The 21,284-nt window shown below is 55.4% G+C and carries 33 protein-coding genes; 19 read left to right on the top strand and 14 right to left on the bottom strand.

Features of this window, described 5'->3' with window-relative positions:
* Positions 1 to 2: 2 nt before the first annotated feature.
* From ycfP to hinT, 6 genes are all read right to left on the bottom strand, one after another.
* Positions 3 to 545: an alpha/beta hydrolase YcfP gene (gene ycfP, locus QMZ29_RS24805; protein WP_049207138.1), complete on the bottom strand. Its 543-nt coding sequence runs from the start codon at positions 543 to 545 to the stop codon at positions 3 to 5.
* A 79-nt stretch (positions 546 to 624) separates the two neighbouring features.
* Entirely contained in the window at positions 625 to 1,644 is a 1,020-nt protein-coding gene (nagZ, locus tag QMZ29_RS24800; RefSeq protein ID WP_049207136.1) for a beta-N-acetylhexosaminidase, read from the bottom strand.
* Between the two features lie 38 nt (positions 1,645 to 1,682).
* A complete protein-coding gene (gene thiK, locus QMZ29_RS24795) occupies positions 1,683 to 2,549 on the bottom strand; it encodes a thiamine kinase (RefSeq protein WP_261423632.1) in 867 nt (288 codons plus the stop codon).
* Positions 2,530 to 3,120 carry a penicillin-binding protein activator LpoB gene (gene lpoB, locus QMZ29_RS24790; RefSeq protein WP_261423633.1) on the bottom strand — a complete coding sequence of 197 codons (591 nt, stop codon included), beginning with the start codon at positions 3,118 to 3,120 and terminating at the stop codon, positions 2,530 to 2,532. The genes thiK and lpoB overlap by 20 nt, the downstream gene beginning before the upstream one ends.
* 26 nt (positions 3,121 to 3,146) lie before the next feature.
* Positions 3,147 to 3,536, bottom strand: coding sequence for a YcfL family putative periplasmic lipoprotein (locus QMZ29_RS24785; RefSeq protein WP_025302428.1), 390 nt, complete (start codon positions 3,534 to 3,536; stop codon positions 3,147 to 3,149).
* Between the two features lie 11 nt (positions 3,537 to 3,547).
* Entirely contained in the window at positions 3,548 to 3,898 is a 351-nt protein-coding gene (hinT, locus tag QMZ29_RS24780; RefSeq protein WP_004928776.1) for a purine nucleoside phosphoramidase, read from the bottom strand.
* Between the two features lie 221 nt (positions 3,899 to 4,119).
* On the opposite strand from hinT, the gene QMZ29_RS24775 reads away from it, so the two are divergent.
* A complete protein-coding gene (locus QMZ29_RS24775) occupies positions 4,120 to 5,025 on the top strand; it encodes a transporter substrate-binding domain-containing protein (RefSeq protein ID WP_025302427.1) in 906 nt (301 codons plus the stop codon).
* Here QMZ29_RS24775 and QMZ29_RS24770 read toward each other — a convergent pair.
* Entirely contained in the window at positions 5,022 to 5,399 is a 378-nt protein-coding gene (locus QMZ29_RS24770; protein WP_072271517.1) for a winged helix-turn-helix transcriptional regulator, read from the bottom strand. The genes QMZ29_RS24775 and QMZ29_RS24770 overlap by 4 nt on opposite strands.
* A 99-nt stretch (positions 5,400 to 5,498) precedes the next feature.
* Between QMZ29_RS24770 and QMZ29_RS24765 the strand changes: the two genes are divergently transcribed.
* Complete coding sequence (locus QMZ29_RS24765; protein ID WP_261127601.1) at positions 5,499 to 6,248, top strand: SDR family oxidoreductase; 750 nt, start codon at positions 5,499 to 5,501, stop codon at positions 6,246 to 6,248.
* A gap of 51 nt (positions 6,249 to 6,299) precedes the next feature.
* Here QMZ29_RS24765 and QMZ29_RS24760 read toward each other — a convergent pair whose 3' ends face one another.
* Positions 6,300 to 6,818 carry a YybH family protein gene (locus QMZ29_RS24760; RefSeq protein ID WP_197769800.1) on the bottom strand — a complete coding sequence of 173 codons (519 nt, stop codon included), beginning with the start codon at positions 6,816 to 6,818 and terminating at the stop codon, positions 6,300 to 6,302.
* 158 nt (positions 6,819 to 6,976) lie between these two features.
* On the opposite strand from QMZ29_RS24760, the gene QMZ29_RS24755 reads away from it, so the two are divergent.
* Entirely contained in the window at positions 6,977 to 7,900 is a 924-nt protein-coding gene (locus QMZ29_RS24755; RefSeq protein WP_025302423.1) for a LysR family transcriptional regulator, read from the top strand.
* Here the strand turns inward: QMZ29_RS24755 and QMZ29_RS24750 are convergent.
* Complete coding sequence (locus QMZ29_RS24750; protein WP_033642695.1) at positions 7,892 to 9,196, bottom strand: Nramp family divalent metal transporter; 1,305 nt, start codon at positions 9,194 to 9,196, stop codon at positions 7,892 to 7,894. The genes QMZ29_RS24755 and QMZ29_RS24750 overlap by 9 nt on opposite strands.
* 230 nt (positions 9,197 to 9,426) lie before the next feature.
* Here QMZ29_RS24750 and mntR point away from each other — a divergent pair, with 230 nt between their 5' ends.
* On the top strand, positions 9,427 to 9,897 hold the full coding sequence (mntR, locus tag QMZ29_RS24745; RefSeq protein WP_025302421.1) for a manganese-binding transcriptional regulator MntR: 471 nt from the start codon (positions 9,427 to 9,429) through the stop codon (positions 9,895 to 9,897).
* A gap of 14 nt (positions 9,898 to 9,911) precedes the next feature.
* Positions 9,912 to 10,226, top strand: coding sequence for a DUF4180 domain-containing protein (locus QMZ29_RS24740; protein ID WP_238476095.1), 315 nt, complete (start codon positions 9,912 to 9,914; stop codon positions 10,224 to 10,226).
* A 133-nt stretch (positions 10,227 to 10,359) separates the two neighbouring features.
* Here QMZ29_RS24740 and QMZ29_RS24735 read toward each other — a convergent pair whose 3' ends face one another.
* From QMZ29_RS24735 to QMZ29_RS24720, 4 genes are all read right to left on the bottom strand, one after another.
* Positions 10,360 to 10,803: a hypothetical protein gene (locus tag QMZ29_RS24735; protein ID WP_234722215.1), complete on the bottom strand. Its 444-nt coding sequence runs from the start codon at positions 10,801 to 10,803 to the stop codon at positions 10,360 to 10,362.
* The gene (locus tag QMZ29_RS24730) at positions 10,796 to 11,263 is read right to left on the bottom strand and encodes a hypothetical protein (protein ID WP_234722214.1); all 468 of its coding nucleotides are present in this window, start codon (positions 11,261 to 11,263) and stop codon (positions 10,796 to 10,798) included. The genes QMZ29_RS24735 and QMZ29_RS24730 overlap by 8 nt, the downstream gene beginning before the upstream one ends.
* Positions 11,260 to 12,249: a phage integrase gene (locus QMZ29_RS24725; protein WP_261423634.1), complete on the bottom strand. Its 990-nt coding sequence runs from the start codon at positions 12,247 to 12,249 to the stop codon at positions 11,260 to 11,262. Before QMZ29_RS24725 ends, QMZ29_RS24730 begins: the two co-directional genes overlap by 4 nt.
* Before the next feature lie 64 nt (positions 12,250 to 12,313).
* A complete protein-coding gene (locus QMZ29_RS24720; protein ID WP_049300610.1) occupies positions 12,314 to 12,613 on the bottom strand; it encodes a helix-turn-helix domain-containing protein in 300 nt (99 codons plus the stop codon).
* A gap of 87 nt (positions 12,614 to 12,700) precedes the next feature.
* On the opposite strand from QMZ29_RS24720, the gene QMZ29_RS24715 reads away from it, so the two are divergent.
* From QMZ29_RS24715 to QMZ29_RS24645, 14 genes are all read left to right on the top strand, one after another.
* Positions 12,701 to 12,967, top strand: a complete 267-nt coding sequence (locus QMZ29_RS24715) for a DNA-binding protein (RefSeq protein ID WP_234722212.1) — start codon at positions 12,701 to 12,703, stop codon at positions 12,965 to 12,967.
* 2 nt (positions 12,968 to 12,969) lie between these two features.
* Entirely contained in the window at positions 12,970 to 13,224 is a 255-nt protein-coding gene (locus QMZ29_RS24710) for a hypothetical protein (protein ID WP_234722211.1), read from the top strand.
* A gap of 3 nt (positions 13,225 to 13,227) precedes the next feature.
* Entirely contained in the window at positions 13,228 to 13,446 is a 219-nt protein-coding gene (locus QMZ29_RS24705; protein WP_072270979.1) for a phage filamentation protein Fil family protein, read from the top strand.
* Positions 13,447 to 13,530: 84 nt separating this feature from the next.
* Complete coding sequence (locus tag QMZ29_RS24700) at positions 13,531 to 13,989, top strand: tellurite resistance TerB family protein (RefSeq protein WP_373275218.1); 459 nt, start codon at positions 13,531 to 13,533, stop codon at positions 13,987 to 13,989.
* Positions 13,989 to 14,162, top strand: coding sequence for a DUF3927 family protein (locus QMZ29_RS24695; RefSeq protein ID WP_072265536.1), 174 nt, complete (start codon positions 13,989 to 13,991; stop codon positions 14,160 to 14,162). The genes QMZ29_RS24700 and QMZ29_RS24695 overlap by 1 nt, the downstream gene beginning before the upstream one ends.
* Positions 14,163 to 14,264: 102 nt before the next feature.
* A complete protein-coding gene (locus tag QMZ29_RS24690; RefSeq protein ID WP_283225794.1) occupies positions 14,265 to 14,576 on the top strand; it encodes a hypothetical protein in 312 nt (103 codons plus the stop codon).
* Between the two features lie 90 nt (positions 14,577 to 14,666).
* On the top strand, positions 14,667 to 14,900 hold the full coding sequence (locus QMZ29_RS24685; protein ID WP_234722209.1) for a hypothetical protein: 234 nt from the start codon (positions 14,667 to 14,669) through the stop codon (positions 14,898 to 14,900).
* Positions 14,897 to 15,046, top strand: coding sequence for a hypothetical protein (locus QMZ29_RS24680; protein WP_234722208.1), 150 nt, complete (start codon positions 14,897 to 14,899; stop codon positions 15,044 to 15,046). The genes QMZ29_RS24685 and QMZ29_RS24680 overlap by 4 nt, the downstream gene beginning before the upstream one ends.
* Before the next feature lie 18 nt (positions 15,047 to 15,064).
* On the top strand, positions 15,065 to 15,631 hold the full coding sequence (locus QMZ29_RS24675; RefSeq protein ID WP_261423635.1) for a 3'-5' exonuclease family protein: 567 nt from the start codon (positions 15,065 to 15,067) through the stop codon (positions 15,629 to 15,631).
* The gene (locus tag QMZ29_RS24670) at positions 15,628 to 16,437 is read left to right on the top strand and encodes a Dam family site-specific DNA-(adenine-N6)-methyltransferase (RefSeq protein ID WP_234722206.1); all 810 of its coding nucleotides are present in this window, start codon (positions 15,628 to 15,630) and stop codon (positions 16,435 to 16,437) included. The genes QMZ29_RS24675 and QMZ29_RS24670 overlap by 4 nt, the downstream gene beginning before the upstream one ends.
* Complete coding sequence (locus QMZ29_RS24665) at positions 16,434 to 16,721, top strand: hypothetical protein (protein ID WP_086579638.1); 288 nt, start codon at positions 16,434 to 16,436, stop codon at positions 16,719 to 16,721. Before QMZ29_RS24670 ends, QMZ29_RS24665 begins: the two co-directional genes overlap by 4 nt.
* Before the next feature lie 13 nt (positions 16,722 to 16,734).
* On the top strand, positions 16,735 to 19,098 hold the full coding sequence (locus QMZ29_RS24660; protein ID WP_315901847.1) for a replication endonuclease: 2,364 nt from the start codon (positions 16,735 to 16,737) through the stop codon (positions 19,096 to 19,098).
* 68 nt (positions 19,099 to 19,166) lie between these two features.
* A complete protein-coding gene (locus QMZ29_RS24650) occupies positions 19,167 to 19,856 on the top strand; it encodes a hypothetical protein (RefSeq protein WP_261423637.1) in 690 nt (229 codons plus the stop codon).
* A 48-nt stretch (positions 19,857 to 19,904) separates the two neighbouring features.
* Complete coding sequence (locus QMZ29_RS24645; protein ID WP_261423638.1) at positions 19,905 to 20,930, top strand: hypothetical protein; 1,026 nt, start codon at positions 19,905 to 19,907, stop codon at positions 20,928 to 20,930.
* Positions 20,931 to 20,960: 30 nt separating this feature from the next.
* Here the strand turns inward: QMZ29_RS24645 and QMZ29_RS24640 are convergent, their stop codons facing one another.
* Positions 20,961 to 21,230 (bottom strand): Ogr/Delta-like zinc finger protein, encoded by a 270-nt coding sequence (locus tag QMZ29_RS24640; protein WP_261423639.1) that lies wholly within the window; start codon positions 21,228 to 21,230, stop codon positions 20,961 to 20,963.
* Between the last annotated feature and the right edge of the window lie 54 nt (positions 21,231 to 21,284).

Below are 21,284 nucleotides of genomic sequence, written 5' to 3'. Positions count from 1 at the left end.
TGTTAACCCAGCGCCTTGAACGCCTTGAGCCGCTGAAGATGCGGCGAGATGTTTTTGAACTTGTGCGTCTGCTGTTCATCCCAGACGATTTCGTAGTAGTGATGCAGCAATTCGGCACTGCGCCGGTTATCCAGCACCTCGTCGTGACGCGACAGCACCACCAGACAGCGATCGCGATTTTTCTCGCGGAAATCCTCCACGCACTTGGTGGCGATATCGCGATACTCTTCCGGCCGGTCTATCTTGCCGTGCATGTGTTCTTCCGGGTACAGATTGGGATTGAACATCGCCTGGCGAATGCCGCACAGGAAGCCGATGCGCTCCGCCCAGAAGCCGCCGAGGCCGACCCCGCAGATCAACGGGTGCGTGTCGCCACCCTGCTGCACCGCCTTGTCCACCTCTTTCAACAGATGCTGCATGTCGTGACGCGGATGCAGCGTGCTGTAGCTGATAAAGCGCACGTCCGGATCGATAAACTGCAGCTGTAACACCTTTTCATGATTGCCGGGGCTGGTGGAATCGAAGCCGTGCAAATAGATAATCATGTGGATCCTCGCAACAAGCCAAGGGCCGCGGGCGCGGCCCTCATCATTTCCGCTCTGCGCCGCGGTGCGGCGCCTGGATTCACCCTTGCGAACGCTGCTTGTGCTCCTCCCAGCGTTCGCTCAGCGCGCTGAGCGCCTTGTGCGCCTGCTGCCAGCGCTCGGAGTCGCGCAGTTCCTGACGGGTGAACTGACCGCGATGATATAACCGCTTCACCTTCTCTGCTTTGACCGGGGACAGGTTATCCAACACGCTGACCGCACCTTCGCGGTGGTTGCACACCAGGATCATGTCGCAACCGGCATCCAGCGCCGCCTGGCCGCGCTCGGCGTAGCTGCCCATGATCGCAGCGCCCTCCATCGACAGATCGTCGGAGAAAATCACGCCGTCGAAGCCCAACTCCTGACGCAGGATCTGCTGCAGCCAGTAAGGCGAGCCGCTGGCCGGACGCGGGTCCGCTTCAGTATAGATGACGTGAGCCGGCATGACGGCGTCCAACAGCTGACGGTTGATCAGCTCGCGGAAGATCGCCATGTCGTGCTCGCGGATCTGCGCCAGCGGCCGCGGATCGCGCGGCGTTTCCTTGTGCGAATCGGCGCTGACGGCGCCGTGCCCCGGGAAGTGTTTACCGGTGGTTTTCATGCCGGCGCTGTGCATGCCGAGGATGAAGCGTTCCGCCATCGCCAACGCCTGCTGCGGATCGCTGTGGAACGAACGTTCGCCGATCGCCGCGCTGCCGTGGCCGATGTCCAGCACCGGCGCAAAGCTGATGTCGATATCCTGCGCGATCATTTCCGCCGCCATCAGCCAGCCGGCCTCCTGCGCCAGACGGCCGCCTTCCTGCGCATCGTGCAACGCGGCAAACGACTGCGCCGCCGGCAGACGGGTGAAGCCCTCGCGGAAGCGCTGCACGCGCCCGCCTTCCTGATCTACCGCCACCACCAGCCGATCGTGCGATTCGGCGCGGATTTGGCGCACCAGCTCACGCAGCTGCTCCGCATCGTGGAAATTACGGGTGAACAGGATCAATCCGCCAACCAGCGGGTGTTTCAAAATCTCGCGTTCTTCTGCATCCAGCTCGTAGCCGGCGACATCTAGCATTACTGGGCCCACGGGCACCTCACTTCATTATTGTTCGTTCAGAATTCGGATGATGATAAACAGAATCGCCGGCGCAGCGCCGCGCCCCAGCGCAAAAATTCGGCGTCGCCGCTCTGCTGCCAGCGCACTTCAAACCACAGCAGCATCAGATAATCCACCCACGGCAGCCAGCGCTGCACCTGCACCTGCAGCCGGGCGACGTCGTGATAGCCCTGACACGCGTAGTGCTGCAAAAAACGCTGCTGCGGCTTGGCCGCCCAGCCGTTGCCGCGAAACAGCGCGGCGATATCCAACGCCACATCACCGTCGGCGGCATACTCCCAGTCGATCAGCCGCAGCCCCTCGCCGGTCGCGAGCAAATTGCCCGGATGAATGTCCATGTGTAGCGGCGCCAGGCGTAATGGCCGCGGCGGCGCGCAGCGTAAGAAATGACGCTGCCAACTCAGCCAGGCGGGGGTTAAACGCCGCGTATCCAACTGCTGCCAGTAGCGGCGGAACTGCCGCCGCAGATCCAACCGGTAACCACTGAGCGGCCGCCGGTGCAGCGTCGCCGCCATCGCCGCCAGCTCGCCGCGCTGATTCAGCGCCGCAAACTCGGCATTTGTGACGACGTCACCTTCGAGCCATTCGAGGACAAGCCACTGATTATTCTGCGCGAAAACCCGTGGCCCCAGCCCCGGCGCGCAGCGCCTCAGGACCTGCGCCTCCCGCCGCCTGCTCACGCCCAGCGCGCGTTTCTCCGCGCTGTTTTGTCGCGCCAGCAGCGTGATGCCCGAACCGTCGATACGCCAGCTCTCGCCGGTCAGCCCCTGCACCGGGCTGAAATGACAACCGGCGGTATTCACCGCCGGCAGTCTGGTTTCCATCAATCGTCGCAGCGCGGCCTCAGCGTTTAACGGCGCCATTGCCCGACCAGACGATCTCGCCGGTTTGCACCAGCATCAGCTGCATATCCAACGCCGGCGACTTCACGTCGCCGCTGACGTCGCTGTACAGCACGTACTGCGCATCGACGATGCGCGCCAGGCCAATCGCCTTGCTGCGCGAGCCGAAGCTGTCATCCGCCGACAGGCCCAGCGTTTGTCTGGCGCTGGTCAGCTTCGCTTCCGGCACCACGCTGAAGGTGGAGTTCGACGCCAGCGCCTTATACAGCGCCGCGGTGGCTTTGCCCATCTGCAGCGAGCCGTTGGTGTTGTTCTTGACGCTGTCCAGCAGCAGCACGCTGCCGGCCGTGACGCCATCGGCCTTCAACATCTGATTCACCAGCGGCTGAACGCTGCCCAGCCAGTCGAGCTGCTGGATTTTCGGCGGCTGCGGCACCGGCTCGGTAGTTGGCGGCTGTGGCTGCTCGACCGGCGGCGTCGGCTGTTCTGGTTCGACGGTGACCGGCGGCAACGGCTGATCCGGCTCAGGCGGACGCGACAGACAGCCGCTCAGGGTGAATGCGGCCAGCGCCACTAAGACGTACTTTTTCATGCTTTTTCTCCAAACCTGGCAAGCGCTTACAGGTACAGATACAGACGCGCGCTTTTAGCTTCCAGATTACCGTTAATCGAGTAGATTTTGGCGTCCGAGTTAGGCGCCACGACGATCTCACGCGGTTTCTCGAAGGGGCGAATATCCAGCCCCTGCGCGTCGTACCAATAGAAACGATAATGCACGGTGACCGGCGTCGGTTGGCTGTTATTGAGCACCGAAGTCGCCATCACCCGGCCGGAAGCGTTCGAGACAGAGGGCGTATCGGCAAAAATGCCGGCGGTCAGCACCGAAGGATCCATCACCACCGTTTGCCCCCGGTTAACCGCGATGCCGGATGGCGAACTGCACCCCATCAGCAACGCGGCGGGCAGCGCCAACGCCATCAGACAACGCAGAGTTTTTTTACCGCGCATGATTTCCTCGCTTAACGTGACAGCAGCGGCCCCAGCGAGCGGCCACCGACCAGGTGCATATGAATATGATAGACCTCCTGACCGGCGTGGCGGTTACAGTTGACGATCAGGCGGTAGCCGTCCTCGGCGATGCCTTCCTGTTCGGCGATCTTCGCCGCGGCGGTGATCATGCGGCCCAGCGCAGCTTCGTGCTCGACGGTCACGTCGTTGACGGTTGGGATCAGCACGTTGGGAACGATCAGCACATGGGTAGGCGCCTGGGGGGAGATGTCACGGAAAGCGGTGACCAGTTCATCCTGGTAAACCACATCAGCAGGGATTTCGCGGCGGATAATTTTACTGAAAATCGTTTCTTCGGCCATCTGGCGTTCCTTGTTTTACACAATTAGCTGTACGCAGTATGAGTGACAAATTCTACTGCTTTCAACCTGATTGCGCACTTTCCACGTCGAGTGCTGCAGATTCGCGCAGGCCGTCGCCCCGCTTGTGCATCTTTTCACTTTGGTTATTCACTATTGTTGCTTTACTTGCCCCGCGCCGCCGCCAATAGTAACCCCATGATTAACAAAGGATAGAGGGCACTATGCCACTGAAGATTGCGGCGCTGTGCGCGCTGTTGCTGAGCGCTGCCGTGCAGGCGGCCACGACGGGCGGTATCGACCTGCAGGCTAACCGAGAGCCGATACGCACGGAGAAAAACCCGGCGGCTATCGCGCTGATCCCGGCGAACTTTCACTTCGCGGTCCCCGGCAAGCTGACGGTGGCGGTAGCATTCGAGAACTCCCCGCCGCTGGCGCTGTTCGCCGAAGACAATAAAACGCTGATCGGCAGCGATCCGGACATCGCCCGCCTGGTGGCCGACAGCCTCGGGCTGGAGCTGAATCTGGTGCCCACCTCCTGGGAAGATTGGCCCTTGGGCATCAGCGCGGGCAAATACGATGCGGCGATCTTCAACATCGCCGTCACCAAACAGCGTAAAACCAAATTCGACTTCGCCACTTACCGGGTGGACACGCTGGGCTTTTACGTCAAATCCACCAGCCACATCACCTCGATCAACCGCCCGCAGGACGTGGCCGGGCTGCGGATCATCGTCGGATCCGGCACCAATCAGGAAAACATTCTGCTGGGATGGGATAAGCAGAATCGCGCCGCCGGGCTGCCGCCGGTACAGCCGATCTACGTGACCGACGACGCCGCCACCAACCTCAGCATTCAGTCCGGGCGCGCCGATGCGTTCTTCGGCCCCCACTCCACCGGCGCCTACAAGGCGGCGCTGACCGGCAAAACCAAAATGGTCGGCATCGGCCCCAACGTGGCCTACGTCGCGGTCACCACCAAAAAAGGCAACGGGTTGGTGAACGCCGTCAACGCCGCGATCAATGGCGCGATCGTCAGCGGCGAATATGCGCAGGTGCTGGAACGCTGGGGCGAAGGCGACGAAAAGGTCGAGCGCTCAACCATCAACCCGCCGGGCATCGGCGACTAGCTACCGATCAGCTGCGGGGCATGCCGACGCATCCACTCGGCCAGCGAGTCCAGCGTCGGCCGCAGCGATTTGCCGAGCGTGGTGACCTGGTACTCCACCCGCGGCGGCACTTCGGGATACACCTGCCGCGTCACCAGGCCGCGCTGCTCGAACAGCCGCAGCTGGCGCGTCAGCTCTTTTTGCGCAATGGGCGCCACCGCCCGCTGCAGCTCGCTGAATCGCACCGGGCCATCGATCATAATCAGCCGATACAGGATCGGTATCGCCCATTTGCCCGACACCAGATTGACGAAGTCCACCATCGGGCAGGATTCGCCCGCCGTCGGCAACGCCGACAAATTATTTTTCGCCGCTAAGGGCGCGCGCGCCGTCATTTCATCCCACCTCGCCCTTTAGTATCCAAAAGGTGCCTACTATGCAAAAGGAACTATAGCGCAAATAATGCCGTAACAGACGTTAAAGAGGAATCGGTTATGTCACGACTGCAAGGCAAATACGCATTGATCACCGGCGGCACCAGCGGCATCGGGCTGGAAACCGCCCGCCAATTCATCGCCGAGGGCGCAACGGTGGCGGTCACCGGCCGCAGCCAACGTGCCCTGGACGCGGCGGGCCAGGCATTGGCGGGCAACGCGCTGTTGCTGCTGAGCGACGCCGGCGACATCCCACAGCAACGTGCGCTGGCGCAGCAGTTGGAGCAACGGTGGCCGCGGCTGGACGTGCTGTACGTTAACGCCGGCGACGTCACGCACCGCCCGCTGCAGGAGTGGGATGAGCAGAGCTACCAGCGGCTGATGGACATCAACCTGAAGGGGCCGTTCTTTCTGATCCAGGCGCTGCTACCGCTGCTGGCCACCCCTTCCTCGGTGATCCTGTGCGGTTCGGTCAGCGCCCATATCGGTCTGCCGCAAAGCAGCGCCTACGCCGCCAGCAAAGCCGGTTTGTTATCTCTGGCCAGAACGCTGTCCGGTGAGCTGCACGCGCGCGGCATTCGCGTCAACGGCCTCAGCCCCGGCCCGACCGAAACCCCGGCGCTGGGAAAATTGGGGCTGGCGGAAGCGGATGAACGGGCATTGCGCGACGATATCCGCGCGCTAGTGCCGATCGGCCGCATGGGCAGCGCACTGGAGCTGGCCAAAGCGGCGGTGTTTCTGGCGGCGGATGAGTCGGCGTTTATGGTCGGCGCGGAGCTGCAGATGGATGGCGGCGTGGGCAACCTGTAACTGCGCACGACACCCTAAGAAGGCCGCTTGCGCGGCCTTTATCTGTCCCTCTCAGCTCACCCCTTGAATCGGGTTGGTATTAAAGGTGTAGACCACGATCTTCCATTGGCCCTGCTGTTTCTCCAATACAAATACTTCACGGTTTAAATCGATCAGGGTGGCACCGTCGCTTATTCGAGTAACCGTTGCCCCGCGATGATGGTGCGTGCGCACATAGGCCATATTACCGCTCACGCTGACGCTGTCATAAGCAAACTCGGTTTCAAATTTCTCGTTTTTAAATAAGTCATCATATTGTTGGCGGCGCTTTTCATTGCTGTCCGCCGTCGGTTTTTCGTTCCATTGTGAGTAACTTTCTGGCGCGAAAAGTGACAAAATCGTTTGCGTATCGCCGGCGTTAAGCGCTGTCTGGTAGCGGTTTATCAGCTCATACACCGCCTTCTGTTCGGCCGCGACGCCCGCCTCTGCGGAAACCCTGTAACTTTGCGATGCGGCCTCGCTGCTTGCGGCATAAGTTTGGCCGCACAAGCCCGTGCCCGCCAATAACAATACGGCAGTTAATTTTTTCATATAAATATCCTCTTCGGCATTATTTCATTATGGCAATACAGGATGCGATTTCAGATAAATAAAAATGCTGAAAATAAACTATCCAATGCTGCGTCAAATTGACAGCCGGCATATTTAAAAATACTCTTTTAATAATTTAAATAATGGAAGCCGTTAACATGAATGAACTGCACGCGCTGCGCGTATTCTGCCAGGTGGTGGAAATGGAGGGGTTCAGCCAGGCGGCAACCAAAATGGGGCTCTCCCCGGCCAGCGTCACATACAGCATCAATCAGCTTGAAAAACAGTTCGGGCAACCCCTGTTCAAGCGTTCAACCCGGCGCTTCTCGCTGACCAGCGCCGGGGAGCGTTGCTATCGCACCGCACAAGACATCCTGCAGCAGTTTGACCGGCTGAAAAACGACATGTCGGGCGATTTTGAACAACCGCGAGGACCGCTGCGGGTCGAGATAGCCACGATGCTCAGCAGCATGCATATCGCTCCGGCGCTCCCGGCTTTTTTGGCGCAATACCCGGAATTGCAGCTCAGCGTGTCGGTTAGCGATCGCCTGGTCAATCCGGCGGAAGATCGCGCCGACGTATTTATTCGCATCGGCGCCGGCCACATACCCGAGATGGTCAGCCGTCAATTGCTGCAACCACGCTATTTGTGCTGTGCGTCTCCCGATTATTTTGCGCGCCATGGCCGACCGGAACACCCGGAACAGCTGCAACAGCATCAGCGGCTGGGATTTATCCGTTCAGGCGCGGCGGCGGCGGACGACTGGCAGTTCATTCGTGGTGACGAGCGCTACCGTCTGGCGCCCAGCCCGCTGCTGAGTTTCAACCATTCACAATCGCTGTGCGAGGTGGCCAGGAACCACCTCGGCCTGGTTTACTTGCTGGACTGCACGCTGGAAAACTATCTGAAGGCAGGCGAACTGGAACCGATACTGCAGGAGTGGGCGCCCACAGGGGCACCGATCAATATTCTCTATCCACGCCTGCGGGATCGCAGCCATAAAATTCGGGTCTTCGTCGACTTCATCAGCGAACTGTTCGCCAACAAATTCGCCGGGCCCCGATCCCGCGTCTCACCCTAACCCAGGGATATCGACGCCGAAAGTCTGCAACAGCAACACCACGTTAAGCAGCACGATCACCACCGTGCCGACCACTGCCGCCAGGCTGGTCCAGCGGCCGTTGGCAAACTCGCCCATGATGTCACGGCGACGGGTGAACATCACCAGCGCGATCATCGGCGCCGGCAGCGCCAGGCTCAGCACCACCTGGCTGTAGACCAGCGCGTCGGTGGCGTTGACGCCCATCGCCACCACGATAAACGCCGGCACCATGGTGACCAGGCGGCGCACCCACACCGGAATACGGAAACCGACGAAGCCCTGCATGATCATTTGCCCGGCCATGGTGCCCACCACCGAACTGGAAATGCCAGAGGCGATCAGCGACGCCAGGAAGATACCGGCGGCGGCCGCGCCGAACAGCGGCGTCAGCGTATGGTAGGCGGTGCCAATTTCGGCCACGTCGCTGTTACCGGCGTGGAAAGCGCTCGAGGCCATGATCACCATCGCGATATTCACCAGCCCTGCCAGCGCCAGCGCGATCACCACTTCAATATTGGAGAAACGCAGCAGCTTGCGCCGCTCGCCGTTGTCGCTGGCCGGGCTGCGGTGCTGGGTCAGCCCCGAGTGCAGGAAAATGGCGTGCGGCATCACGGTGGCGCCGATAATGCCGACGGCGATGGTCAGCGCCTGGGCATCCGGCAGTTGCGGCGTCACCATGCCGATCCCGGCCGCCTGCCAGTCCACCGGCACAATGAACATCTCCACCAGGTAGCACAGCGCGATGATGCCTACCAGGCCGCCGATCATCAGCTCGACCGGGCGGAAACCTTTCTTTTCCACCATCAACAGCGCATAGGTGATCACCGCCGTCACCCCCATCCCCGCCAGCAGCGGCATGTGGAACAGCAGCGCCAGTGCGATCGCCCCGCCGAGAAACTCCGCCAGATCGGTGGCCATCGCCGCCACTTCGCTAAGCAGCCACATGCCGATCACTACCGGCCGCGAAAACTGATCGCGGCACATCTCCGCCAGATTGCGGTTGGTGACGATGCCGAGCTTGGCCGACAGCGCCTGGAACAGCATGGCGATCAGGTTGGCCATCACCACCACCCACAGCAGGCTGTAGCCGTATTTCGCCCCGGCCTGGATGTTGGTGGCGAAGTTACCGGGGTCCATATAGGCAATAGAGGCAATCACCGCCGGGCCGGCGAACAGCAGCGGCGTAAAAGCGCCGCGCTTGCGCCCGGCAAGGGCGGCGCCAATCGCGATGTTGGTCCGTTCGGTTAACGATGAGGGAGTTGCCGCGTCTCGCATGAAGTACCCTTAATCTTTTGCTGGTTATTTTTCCACCGATCATGCTGACAATGTAGCATCGGCTACACTTTATGCAACAGGCGAAATTAATGGGCTTTGTGTAGAGATATTTCTAACTACCACAATGCGTGGCATCGAATTGATAATGTGTGCTATTTGGACTAACTTAGGGCAACCCTCCCCGCATTGCCGGGAGACGCCATTTTTATGCTTACAGGACGCCCCACGCTATGGTTACCCGCGCGCCAGATAACGCCGACCGCCCCGCCCAGACCGACATGCCGGACGAGGCCGAGCACGCCCTGCGTTTTAGCCGCGCCCGCGAAGCGCAGTCCAATGCGCTGATCGAAGATTACGTTGAGCTGATCGCCGATTTGCTGCAAAGCACCCGTGAAGCCAGAACCACCGATATCGCGCGCCGCTTCGGCGTCTCTCACCCGACGGCGATCAAAAATATCGCGCGGTTGAAAAGCGCCGGGCTGGTGGAATCGCGCCCTTATCGCGGGGTGTTTTTAACCGAGGAAGGCGAGCAGCTGGCGCAGAAGGTGCGCCGCCGTCACCGCATTGTGGTCGATCTGCTGATGTGCCTCGGGGTGCCGAGCGAAACTGCCGAGCTGGACAGCGAAGGGATTGAACACCATATCTCGGACGAAACGCTGGCGGTGTTCGAGCATTATTTGCAGCAACACGTCAAACCCTGACTCCCGGGGCGCCGATGAGCTACGCCGTGCAGCACGTTCATGGCCTGCGCCTGGTGGTTTTCGCCGAAGCCGGGCCGCTGTTGAAAGACGAAAACGACGTCAGCCTGTTTATCGCGCCCGCTTTTGAACACGAGGCCGGGATGATTGCCCTCCCCGTCAACCGCCTCGACGCCGCCTTCTTCCAGCTAAGAAGCGGCGTGGCCGGCGCCGTATTGCAGAAATTCATCAACTACCGCCTGCGCGTGACGCCAATCGCGGCGAACAGATCCGGTTCCTTCCTTCTCTCGCCGAGCTCGAACAGCGGCTTGGTACCTGACGGCAGGCAATAAAAAAGGGAGGCTTTCGCCGCCATTTCGAGGGTAAGGAAAACAAGCAGTTACAGGATTATCAGTAAGTTAGATACCTGTAACTGCGTGCTTATAATGGGTGTAGCGTGGGCGTTTGGGGCAATTTGTGGATCGTCTACTTAGACCAGTGTGCAATAGCGTATTGAACTGCAGTGGCAATGAAGGGTGAAACTATAGCTAGTAATATCCACTTAAAATGTGCATCAACCTTTACTGCTATACGGTGTTCAGTGTCTGCAATCTTAGAAATCAGCTCAGCTCGCGTTGCTTGGTTTTCAGTGCGTACTTTACCGAACTCACCGACAGTTTCTGCACGCATAGTCTGATGCCCTGTACGAATCGACTCTACATCAGCTTTCGTTGCGTAGTTGGATTTGATGACAGCGAGGTCTATCTGCATCGCAGAGATATCTTTCTCAAGTTTTTCAACTTTCTTTTCAAGACGCTCCAACATACCTCCACCTCCACCATCGCCACCACCGTATTCAGTAGCAATATTATCATCATTCTGATGTAGTCGGGCGAGGCCGTCGACAGTCGTCCACCGTTTTTTATTCATCCCCTGTCACCTCATCCTTATCTTCTTCAGGAGCAATCCAATTAAGAACCGGGCCGACTCGGTAAGAGCTGATGAAACCGCAGTTCTGACAGGTGACGCAATATTGCAAGTTAGGTAGTGAATAGGGTTCATTACTATCAATGGCAGTGAATGTAACGTAGGAAATCATTGTGCCGTTATACATATTTTCCATCGTCCCTAAATCTGCCGGATCAAAGGAAGTCATCGGTTTATCTGGGTTGTTACACATGCTGATAGGAACAAACAGATCATGAGATCGACATGCAAGGCATCTTCTGCTAACACCTTTAGCATCAAGAAATGAACCAAAAAGTTGCGGAGTGACTTTTAAAAGCCTGGCTTTCGTTTCAGGGTTCATTTGTTCTTTGAGTTGCTTACGCCGTCTCATGGCGTCTACCCTACCTCTAATCTCCGCTCTGCTTGGTTTTTGTTCGTTCATTTGCTTGAGCTCCCCGTATTTAATGGATTAAATCTCACCGCGTCTTCCAAGTAATCCGGCGCAAAATGCGCATAAACCATTGTTTGTAAAATACTTGAGTGTCCTAAAATCCGCTGCAGCGCAAGAATATTGCCGCCATTCATCATGAAATGACTCGCGAACGTATGCCGCAGCACATGCACCGCCTGCCCCGCTGGCAGACCGGGCGCGACTTCCTTCACGCACAGACGGACATAGGGGTAATTCAGATCGTTGAACAGCGGCCCCGACTTCACGCCGCTGGTGATCTCTTTGCAGAGTTCGGGCGAGATCGGCACCGTCCGGTTCTTGTTGTTCTTGGTGTTCAGATAGGTGACCTTGTTACCGATCACCTCTTCCTTTCGCAGCTTCGCCACTTCACCCCAGCGGGCGCCCGTCGCCAGGCAAAGACGGACAGCTTTCAGATGATCACCTTCGAGCCGTTCCTGCAACGCCACGATTTCGGCTTGGGTAAGAAACCCCATTTCCTGCGCCGGCAGCTTCATTTTCTTCATGGCCTTGAGCGGGTGCTCGCCGTGGTAATGCCCCAGCTCGATGAGAACGGAAAACACGCCGCCCAGCATTTCCTGGTCAAGGTTGACCGTCTTGGCTTTCTTGCCTTCAGCAAACCGCAGCGCCCGGTAGTCGGCGAAGAAAGTGCGGGTGATCTGGCTGGCTTTGGGTTGCCCCATTTTCTCCGCCATGACGCGCAATTTCTGCGCCCTCTTCACTCCGTCTTTCAGGTGCTGGCCGTGATGGTTCCACCACAGATCGATCAGGTCTGTTAATGGGCGATGGTCAGCGGGCTTATCGAGCCATTCTTTGTTGTTCTGTGTCGCAATCACCCAGCGCTCGAACTGTTGCGCTTCAGACTTCGTTTTAAACTTTTTGCGGACGCGCTTCCCGTCTCTACCTTGGGGCCGCACATCCACCATGTAACCGTCAGCGCCAAGAGACTTAATACTCATCCCCAAAGACTCCTTTCAGCACAAATCCCACCTTTACCCCATGAATTCTTTATACGCCAAGCAGTTAACCAGCCTTCTGGCCTTTTTGGCGGTTGGATGTGCTGTCGAGCCCATCAGGGGAGAGAGCAGGAGAGATCTGTCCGATTTCCGGCGCGACATCCCCTGTCATTAACCACATTGTGTATTTTTTAAATCTCGGGTTGCTTGTGATCTTCATCAGTGTCGCACCGCCGGGCTCTATCAATCCGGTTTCATACTTCTTCACTGTGCTGATTGAAATGCCTGTTATTTCGCAAAATTCGCTCTGACTGACCCCCTCGCTTTTACGGATCGCTTTCACTTTGTCGCCTAGAGTGCTTGACATGGTTCATTCCTATGAACTAAAATCACCTTGGTTCATATATATGAACCTAAAATAACTTAAATCTGCGTGATCCTAGAGGTTATCACTATGAGCAAAAACCGACAAAAAAAGGTGATTGTGCCGAGGGGGAGCCAGCTTCCTGATGACTACCCATTTGGTGAGTTACTGGAAGAATCGATCTCCGAGTATGCGCGTCGCATTGGCAAAAACCCGCAGACTATTCGCACTCAGGCAGACACTGGCGCCCTGCCAATTCTGCAGACAAAGCCAGGTGCAAAGCGTCGAGTCAATCTTTACGCCATCTACCTGAACGCCAAACGTCACGCAGAAAAATACGTAGAGCGGATGGGCTGAATATGTCAACGCAAGCGCCATTCTTCGCCGCTGCTAACCGAGTGCTCCGCATGTATGAGCTGCGCCAACAGCAAATCACTTGCAGGGCGCCACACTCACAGACAGAAATCGAGTGGGCCGCCGATCTGCTGTTGGGCCTGGCTGGTGCGGCTGCATTTTCTGCCAGCAAAGAAGCCGTTTCGCTACGCGATGCCGCCGAATACTGGAAGCGCTACGGCAAACAACCCGACTTTTTCCCCGAAACAATCGAGGCTTAACCCATGACGATCACAGCACAGTGCCCATCACTGGCCGCCATGCTGACCCAAGGCCAGCAAATTACCCACCGCCGCCACACTCGCGGCTGGCTGGAACTGCCAGACGGTCGCCACTTCCAACCTAAGGCCACCGATGTGCAGTTCATACCCGGCATGCGTAAGCCGTTTATGTCGCGCCCCCGTCCGCGCTGGTTCGCCCGCCTGATGGGGATCTTCGCCTGAGGGTGAAAGCCCTCTCTAAACCCAGCGTTTACAGAGGGTTTTTAACGGGTGACCGTGTGCGGCAGAGGCAGGCGGTTGCTAATCATGGCAACAACTGAGGGTAACAATATGGGATTTCTGGGATTTGGTAAGAAAGTCGCCGCGGCGAAAGTTGAGCTGAAGAAGGTGGAGAACCGCGATCTGATGGAAGCCATCGTCGGCGGCTGTCTGCTGGTTGCTGCAGCTGACGGCGAGATCGAGAAAGAAGAAACCGCCAAGCTGGATCAGCTGCTGCGTTCTAACCCGCGCCTGGGTCACTACGGCAACGAGATCACCGCGCTGATCACCCGCTTTACTGAACAGCTGGAAGCCGGTTTCCGCGTTGGCCGCATGAACATTCTGCGCGAAATCGAAGACATCAAAAACACCCCGACCGAAGCCGAAGAGGTCTTCGTCAACATGCTGACGATTGCCGAGGCCGACGGCGAGATCGAACCGGAAGAACAGAAAGTTCTTGAAGACGTTGGCCGCCGTCTGGGCCTGCGCGTGGAAGATTACCTGTAATGCGCGCTCTGCTCGGCAACCTGCGCCTGATTGGTGTGCTGATCCTGGCATTCATGGTTGTGGCCGTGGACTTCACCAGTTATGTGCTTTCGGTCGTTGGCGATCTGTTCTTTGTCGGCGCGCTGGTTGCGCTGGCATGGCCGGCGCTGAACAACAAGGCAGCATCCGAATAAACCGCCTTTGCGCCGGGATAGGCTCCGGCACCCAACACAAAGCGCACGTTTCGGGGCGTCACCCTGTGCGCTTTTTGATGGGTCAGAGTATGCGAGGTGACTATGGGCGGCATGACAACAGAGCAAGTGCAATCAGTTGGCAAGTTCCTGACAACCGCTAAGCAGCTTCTTGCCTCAGCAAAATGCGTCAACCCGACAGCCGTTTTTTATGACGGGTTGATGGATAGCCAGAAAAAAGCCGTATGCACCCTGGGCAATATTGATAGCCGGGTGAAGCTTTCCGCCAAACATATATCAATGAGGTTTGAGGAAATGAGCAAAGAAGAACGGCGCGCGGTTTACCGCGGCATTAAAGAATTGCAACGCCTGGGGCGACGAGTGCCGACGCTTTCAAATATCGGTGACTGCGACTAACCACACCTGAACAGTAATTAATCCAACTGAACAAAATGCGGGCGCATTTATATGTGCCGGGGTTTCTTCATCCTGAAAAAAGGTAATGCCATGACAGACAAAACCGTAAATCAACCGACCTTTATCGGCCTCGATCTGGCTGCGGGAATTATCGGCAATGAACGCCGCTCTGAGCGTCTCGCCTTGCTGGAACAGCTGGATCGCCGCCTCGACGAGCTGGAGCTGCACGGCGACCAGCGCGAGCAAATCCTGATCCGCCTGCGCCATTGGGTTGCATCACGCAAGGCGATGACCGACTCCACCGCGCAGGACGTCACGCCATGATGTTCCCTTTCGCTATCGCCGCCACTGCATTCACCGGCGTTGTGTGGATTTGCCTGCTGGCCTGGATTACTTACCGCTGGTGCAAATTCTGCCGCGCCTTTAATCGCGCGGCATCCGTTCCACCTGAATTGCGTAATTACGATTAATTAAATCGGAGAAATACCATGACACCACAACAGCATGCGCAGTTATGGCTTGATAAAGACATGTTGATTCTTGATACCGAATCGACCGGATTAGGTGACGATGACGAGATCGTCGAGATCTGCCTGGTCGATAACAACGGGTTCATCATGCTCAACACGCTGATAAAACCGACAAAGCCAATCCCGACCGAAGCTACTGCAATTCATGGCATTACCGATGAAATGGTTGCGCATGCCCCTACATGGCGCGATGTGCATGGCGCTGTTAGCGCATTATTTTTTGAATATCGTTTTGTTATCTACAACGCGGCTTTCGATGCTCGAATGATTATCCAATCAGCCCGCTTACATGGGCTGGGCGATGATGGTCTGTGCTCATTTATCGAAGAGTATTCCCGCTGTGCCATGTTGGCCTATGCAGAATATTACGGACAAGAAAGCAGTCGCGGCGGCTACAAATGGCAAAAGCTGACTGCTGCTGCTGAACAGCAAGGAATTACTGTTGTAGGAACGCCACACCGCGCGCTTTCGGATTGTCTCACCACTCTTGGCATAATCAAGGCTATGGCTGAGGGGGCAAAATGATCCGCTCCTGCCTGAAATGGGCCGGCGGCAAGGCCGGCATCATCGACACCCTGCGCCAGCACCTGCCAGCTGGTAAACGTCTGGTTGAGCCGTTCACCGGCTCCGCCACCGTGTTTATGAATACGGACTATGACGCCTACCTGCTGGGCGATATCAACCCTGACCTGATCAACATGTTCAACACCATAAAGCGCAACCCGTCGCGCTTTATCAGCTATGCCGCCTCGCTGTTTAGGGATGAGAACGATCCGACCTCCTATTACCAGCTACGCGAAGCCTTCAACAAATCAGGCAACCAGTTCTATCGCGCAGTGCTGTTCCTGTACCTGAACCGCCACGGCTACAACGGTATGTGCCGCTACAACCAACGCGGCGGCTTCAATGTGCCATACGGCAAATACAAAGCGCCCTACTTCCCCGCCGCCGAGATCCGCGCCTTCGCCGAGAAGGCCGACAAGGCACTTTTCCTGTGCCTGGATTTTGAAGAGTGCATCGAGATGGCAAACGACGGCGACGTCATTTACTGCGATCCGCCCTACGTCCCCGTCTCGAAAACGGCCGATTTCACCAACTACCACACCGGCGGCTTTAACACTTCCGACCAATATCGGCTGATGTATGCCCTACGCAAAGCAACCCGCCGCGGTTGCCACGTCGTCGCATCCAACAGCGACACCGCGGAATCGCTGAAGATTTACGGCGATTTCAAGATCACCCATATCGAAGCGCCCCGCGCGGTCAGTTGCAAAGCCGAAGGCCGCCAGCCAGCGCGCGAGATCATCGCAACTATGAGGGCATCCGCATGAAGCGCTGGAGTAAAAATGAAGACCAAACACTGAAAGACAGTGCCAAAACCCTTGCCGTAAAACAGATTGCTCACTTACTCGGCAGGACTCCAAAAGCGGTTAGCAACCGTGCCAACCTTATCGGCGTTGGCCTGAAAAAAAGTGGTGACGCATATCACGGTCGGAAGTATCCAGAGGCGGATATTGAGCTAGCGCGCAGACTGCATGAATCGGGCATGAAATTGAGGTTGATAGCCGAAAAATTAGAGATCCCATTTACCTCACTAAAAAATTACTTCTACTAAGCCGGCGCAGCATATGAGCAAATACCACGGCCGGTATCAACCTTCCTCGCCGCTACCCTACCCGGGCAGCGGCGCAGTTGCTTTTGAATACGCGTACTCCTGGAACGCCAAGCGCGACGCCATCCTCACCGAACGCGCCGACGAACCGGCATCGATCCAGTTATTCGGTGCCACCAACCACGCCGGCGAACCGGTGCGCGTTCCCCTGTTCGATATCGCCGGTCAGTCACGCGTTGCCGATCCAGCGCCGCGTCGCTTGCGCCGGCGGCTGGCCGCCCTTCCACAGTATGTCCGCCGTTATTACACACAGCGCCTGAACAACATCGAACAAGGCAAAGGAATGAAGGCCGCTAACGGATGGCTGGTGAATACCTTTGAGCGCCACGTCCTGCCGCGCATCGATGCAGTCAACGAACAGTACCAGATCGGTCAGGTGCCGCCGGCGCTGATCGCCTTCCGCGATGATTTCTTCCGCATCCCGTACAGCGGGAAAAAAGACCTCAAACGCCTGGCGCACCGGCTGGCCGACTGCATGACAGGCGAGTTTGTGCGCCTCTGCGATTACTGGGCCGCCGCCGCTGACGATCTGGCCTTTGCCGTAATCTATGCCTATGGCCGCATCGGGTATTTAACCCAGAGCCTGAATATGTTCGCTCCGAGCTGGCAGCAATATTGCAGCGGGCAGTTGAGCGCGGAAGATGCAACGCGCGCCGTCGCGCGCCTCGAATCACCGGCATGGTGGTTGCGCCGTTTGCGCCGCCTCCATGACCAGTGGCGCGAGCACCTCATGATCGCCGCCGGCTATGTCAGCGATAAGGCAACACCCTACTGCAGCGATCCATGCCTGAAAGAATGGCACGCCCAGAAGAAAGCCAACCGCGAGTTTTTGAAGTCGCGGGAACTCGAAGACGTGGACACCGGCGAACGCGTTTCGCTGGTCGATAAGGTGGACGGAAGCGTCGCCAATCCGGCAGTGCGCCGCGCAGAGTTAATGAACCGTATGCGCGGTTTTGAAGATTTGGCGAAGGCGCGCGATCTGGCTGGCGAGTTTTACACGCTGACGGCACCATCGAAGTATCACGCGATGCAAAGCAAGACTGGGCGCCGCAATAACAAATACCGCGGCGCCAGCCCGCGCGAAACCCAGCGCTACCTGTGCAAGGTCTGGTCAAAGGTACGGGCATCGTGGAAGCGCGCCGGCATTCGCGTGTTCGGCTTCCGCGTCACTGAGCCACACCACGACGAAACCCCGCACTGGCATTTGTTGCTGTTCCTCAAGCCTGAGCACATCGAGCAGGCACGCGACATCTTCCGGCGCTATGCGCTGCAGGTTGATGGCGATGAGCCAGGCGCCGCCGAATATCGTTTCAGCGTTAAGCCAATGGATGAGCAATTCGGCTCCGCCACGGGCTACATCGCGAAATACATTTCGAAAAATATCGACGGGTACGCCCTTGACGACGAGCTGGATCACGACACCGGCGAACCACTGAAGGATATCGCCAAGCGCGTAAACGCCTGGGCGTCGCGCTGGCGTATTCGTCAGTTTCAACAGATTGGCGGTGCCCCGGTCACGGTATACCGCGAGCTGCGCCGGCTGCGCGATCGCGACCTGTTCCTGCACCCGGAGATCTCGCCCGCGCATATCGCGGCAGATGCCGGCGACTGGGCCGGGTATACCGACGCCCAGGGCGGCCCGTTAGTCGAGCGTCGTCACATTCGCGTGCGCATCGGCTACGACATCACCGAGAACGGCAACGATTACGGTGACGACATCAGCAAGATCGCCGGCGTTTACTCGCCGTTCGCCAGGACGCAACCGATGATTTACACCCGCTTGAACACCTACAAAATTGTCCCGGCCAGCGCCGATCCGGGTTCGGCCGTTGACCTTCAGGCGGCAGCGCCGCCCCTCGGAGTTCTGTCAATAACTGTACGCGGAGCGCAGCAGGAAGAAGACAGACAGGGCAGTAATCCCGGTATTTTCATCCCTGGCATAGATGCAAATGGCTGTGTCAGCAGGCCGCCAGTGGGCGATTTTGAGGGGATGACACGCCGAGAACGGCGAGCCTTCAATGAGTATTTGATAGCAGAAGCGAAGAAAACGCGCACCCAGCAGCCAGCGGTGCATCGGCACGCTCAAAAATCGGCGCACCTGGTCGAGAAAATTACCGACTTTGCAGCATCCATCGGGCTGACGTTTACCGAGCTGGAGGATGAAAAGTTGGCCGGTGGTGATGAATTGTCTTTGAACGGCCAGCGCTGGCGAGCCCGTGCTGATGGTTCAGTTCATCCGGCGCCTGCCAGTTACGAACAAAAGCGCAGCGCCATCATGAGTCGTCTTTTCTCTTTGAAAAAACTACATTTACAGCCATAATTTGTACTAATTAATGCAACTATTTTAAACTATTAGAGTTATGGTAAATTTATTTTGGAGCTACGAAAATGGGATCTAATAGAATAGACGTAAGCACTGAAATTAAAAAGATGGGTTATAGCGGAGCTGTTTATAGATTTTTTGACGAACAGATATATGCCGATAATTTCTGCAATGGTTTGATTAGGGTAAGTACACTGGAGGCATGCCGAAAATACGAACACCCTGAGAAAGGTGATAAAGGTGAAGCGAGTTGGAAGCAATATATAAACACTTTATGCATTAAAAATGCAAGTAAGGAAATTCGCGCAGCGTTAAAATTGGCAGGTGTAGATATTTCGCCAGAATCAAAAGGGAATATTATAAACCGTGCAAAGAAGGAGAATGTAATACCCAATGCTTATGTACTGTGTGGCACTAAACACTTTGAGCCAAAAACATTCCAAGATTCATTTGGGAAATATTGCGTTGAAATATCTAATGCACATGAATTCTGTTTACAATTAAGTGAAAAAATAGCAATTCATCATAAAGGAGTTAATGTACATGGCGATTATGATGATGTTACTTATATGGATCGAATAGGGATTGACTTGCAAGGGCCACGTAGACATATTGGTTTTATAAAGCCTGTGATACCTTATGCAAAACAAAAAGAATTTAGATTTTTATGGACACTGGAAGATCCATATATAACTTTAGAAAAGTTAGACATCGTTTGTCCAGAAATTGTAGGGATGTGTAAGCGTATAATATAGAAATTTAAAATAATTATATTTTCAATTAACACATATTAAAGGTATCACATGAGCAATATTAGCGATCTTAAGGATGATGCGATTATCATAATAAAGGATAGGATTGCAGGCCCCATTGGCTACATCTTATTCTCGTTCATTGCGTGTAATTGGTCATGGATTTATTTCCTGATATTTAGCAGTAAAACTGCAGAGGTTAAAATATCTACCGTTATGACTGGATTTGAGAAGTTGCCGGGTTTTGGCTGGCCTATCTTTTGGGGATGTTTTCTAGCAGTAGTATCGCCATTTTTGAAATTGGTTATAGTATATATAACGAGCATAGCAAGGCAACTTGAAGATGAAAAAAACCATGAAATAAAAAACCATTTGGCAAGATTCATTGAGAAGAAAAACTTAGAGTTAAAAAAGACGCAACAAGAAATAACAGAAAGGGACTCAAAAATAAATGAATTGATAGCGCAAAAATCAAAGTTAGAAAAATCAATTGCCGAATCAAATAAAATCGTAGAAATGTTAAGGGAGGAAGACACAAAATTAAAAAATGAAAAAATACAAATAAATAGCGAAGTACACTCCTTGAAAACAATGCTTTCAGAATATAGAGTTACAAATCAGACAATATATGAGCTACAACAACTGGTTTATAATAAAAGCTCAGCATACAATCAGCTTAAAAGGCACCTAATAATATTTAGAGAAGCAAACCATAAAATAATGAACCTTTTGAAAGATGGGGGTAGCCTTCGTACAACCCCGTCTAGTGGTGACCTAGATACATTAAAATGGGCAACGGAGTTAATAGATGAGAAAATGGCAAGCATAGATGAAGAGTATTTTAGAGATTTAATAATTGAGTATACAAAAGATGGCAGTGATATAAAGATCACCTCACTTAAAAACATCAACTATGAAACAATCACTAAGTTATTAAATGACAATCGATTTCCAACCAATGGTTATACACCTACCCCAATGCCAGACTCGGTAATTCTCCATTTCAAAAGAGAATTAACAGATAACGAAAAAACAATGTTGCCAATCTTATTTAAGCAATTTTTATCTGGCAATTAAATCAGTGGATAAAAATACAAATTTGTATTTTTATCCACTCTGCCCCTGCAGTAAATCAAGGGCTATCTGTTTATCTTCTGGTCGCAACAGACTGAGCAAGGTTTTGACCAGACCGCGGCCACCTCGGGCGCTGGGACTAAGGGTATGCGAAAAGGTCATATTCATCACGAAAGTATGGCCGCATTCTACATCCGTGCACTGACAGTAAAGATCGGCAAACTGAGCCGTTTTTCGGTTGGTTTTACTGATGATAGCCGGCGCGTTGCACTCGGTGCAGATAACTTTCAGATTGCGTGACATAGAACCCCCGAAACAACTGTTTGTTATATTTTAACCGTTTCGGGGGTAAGGGCA

Source organism: Serratia sp. PF-27, from assembly GCF_030053255.1.
GTDB lineage: Bacteria > Pseudomonadota > Gammaproteobacteria > Enterobacterales > Enterobacteriaceae > Serratia > Serratia bockelmannii.
Note: the sequence above shows the minus strand (reverse complement) of the source record. Positions and strands in the feature narration are given on the sequence as shown.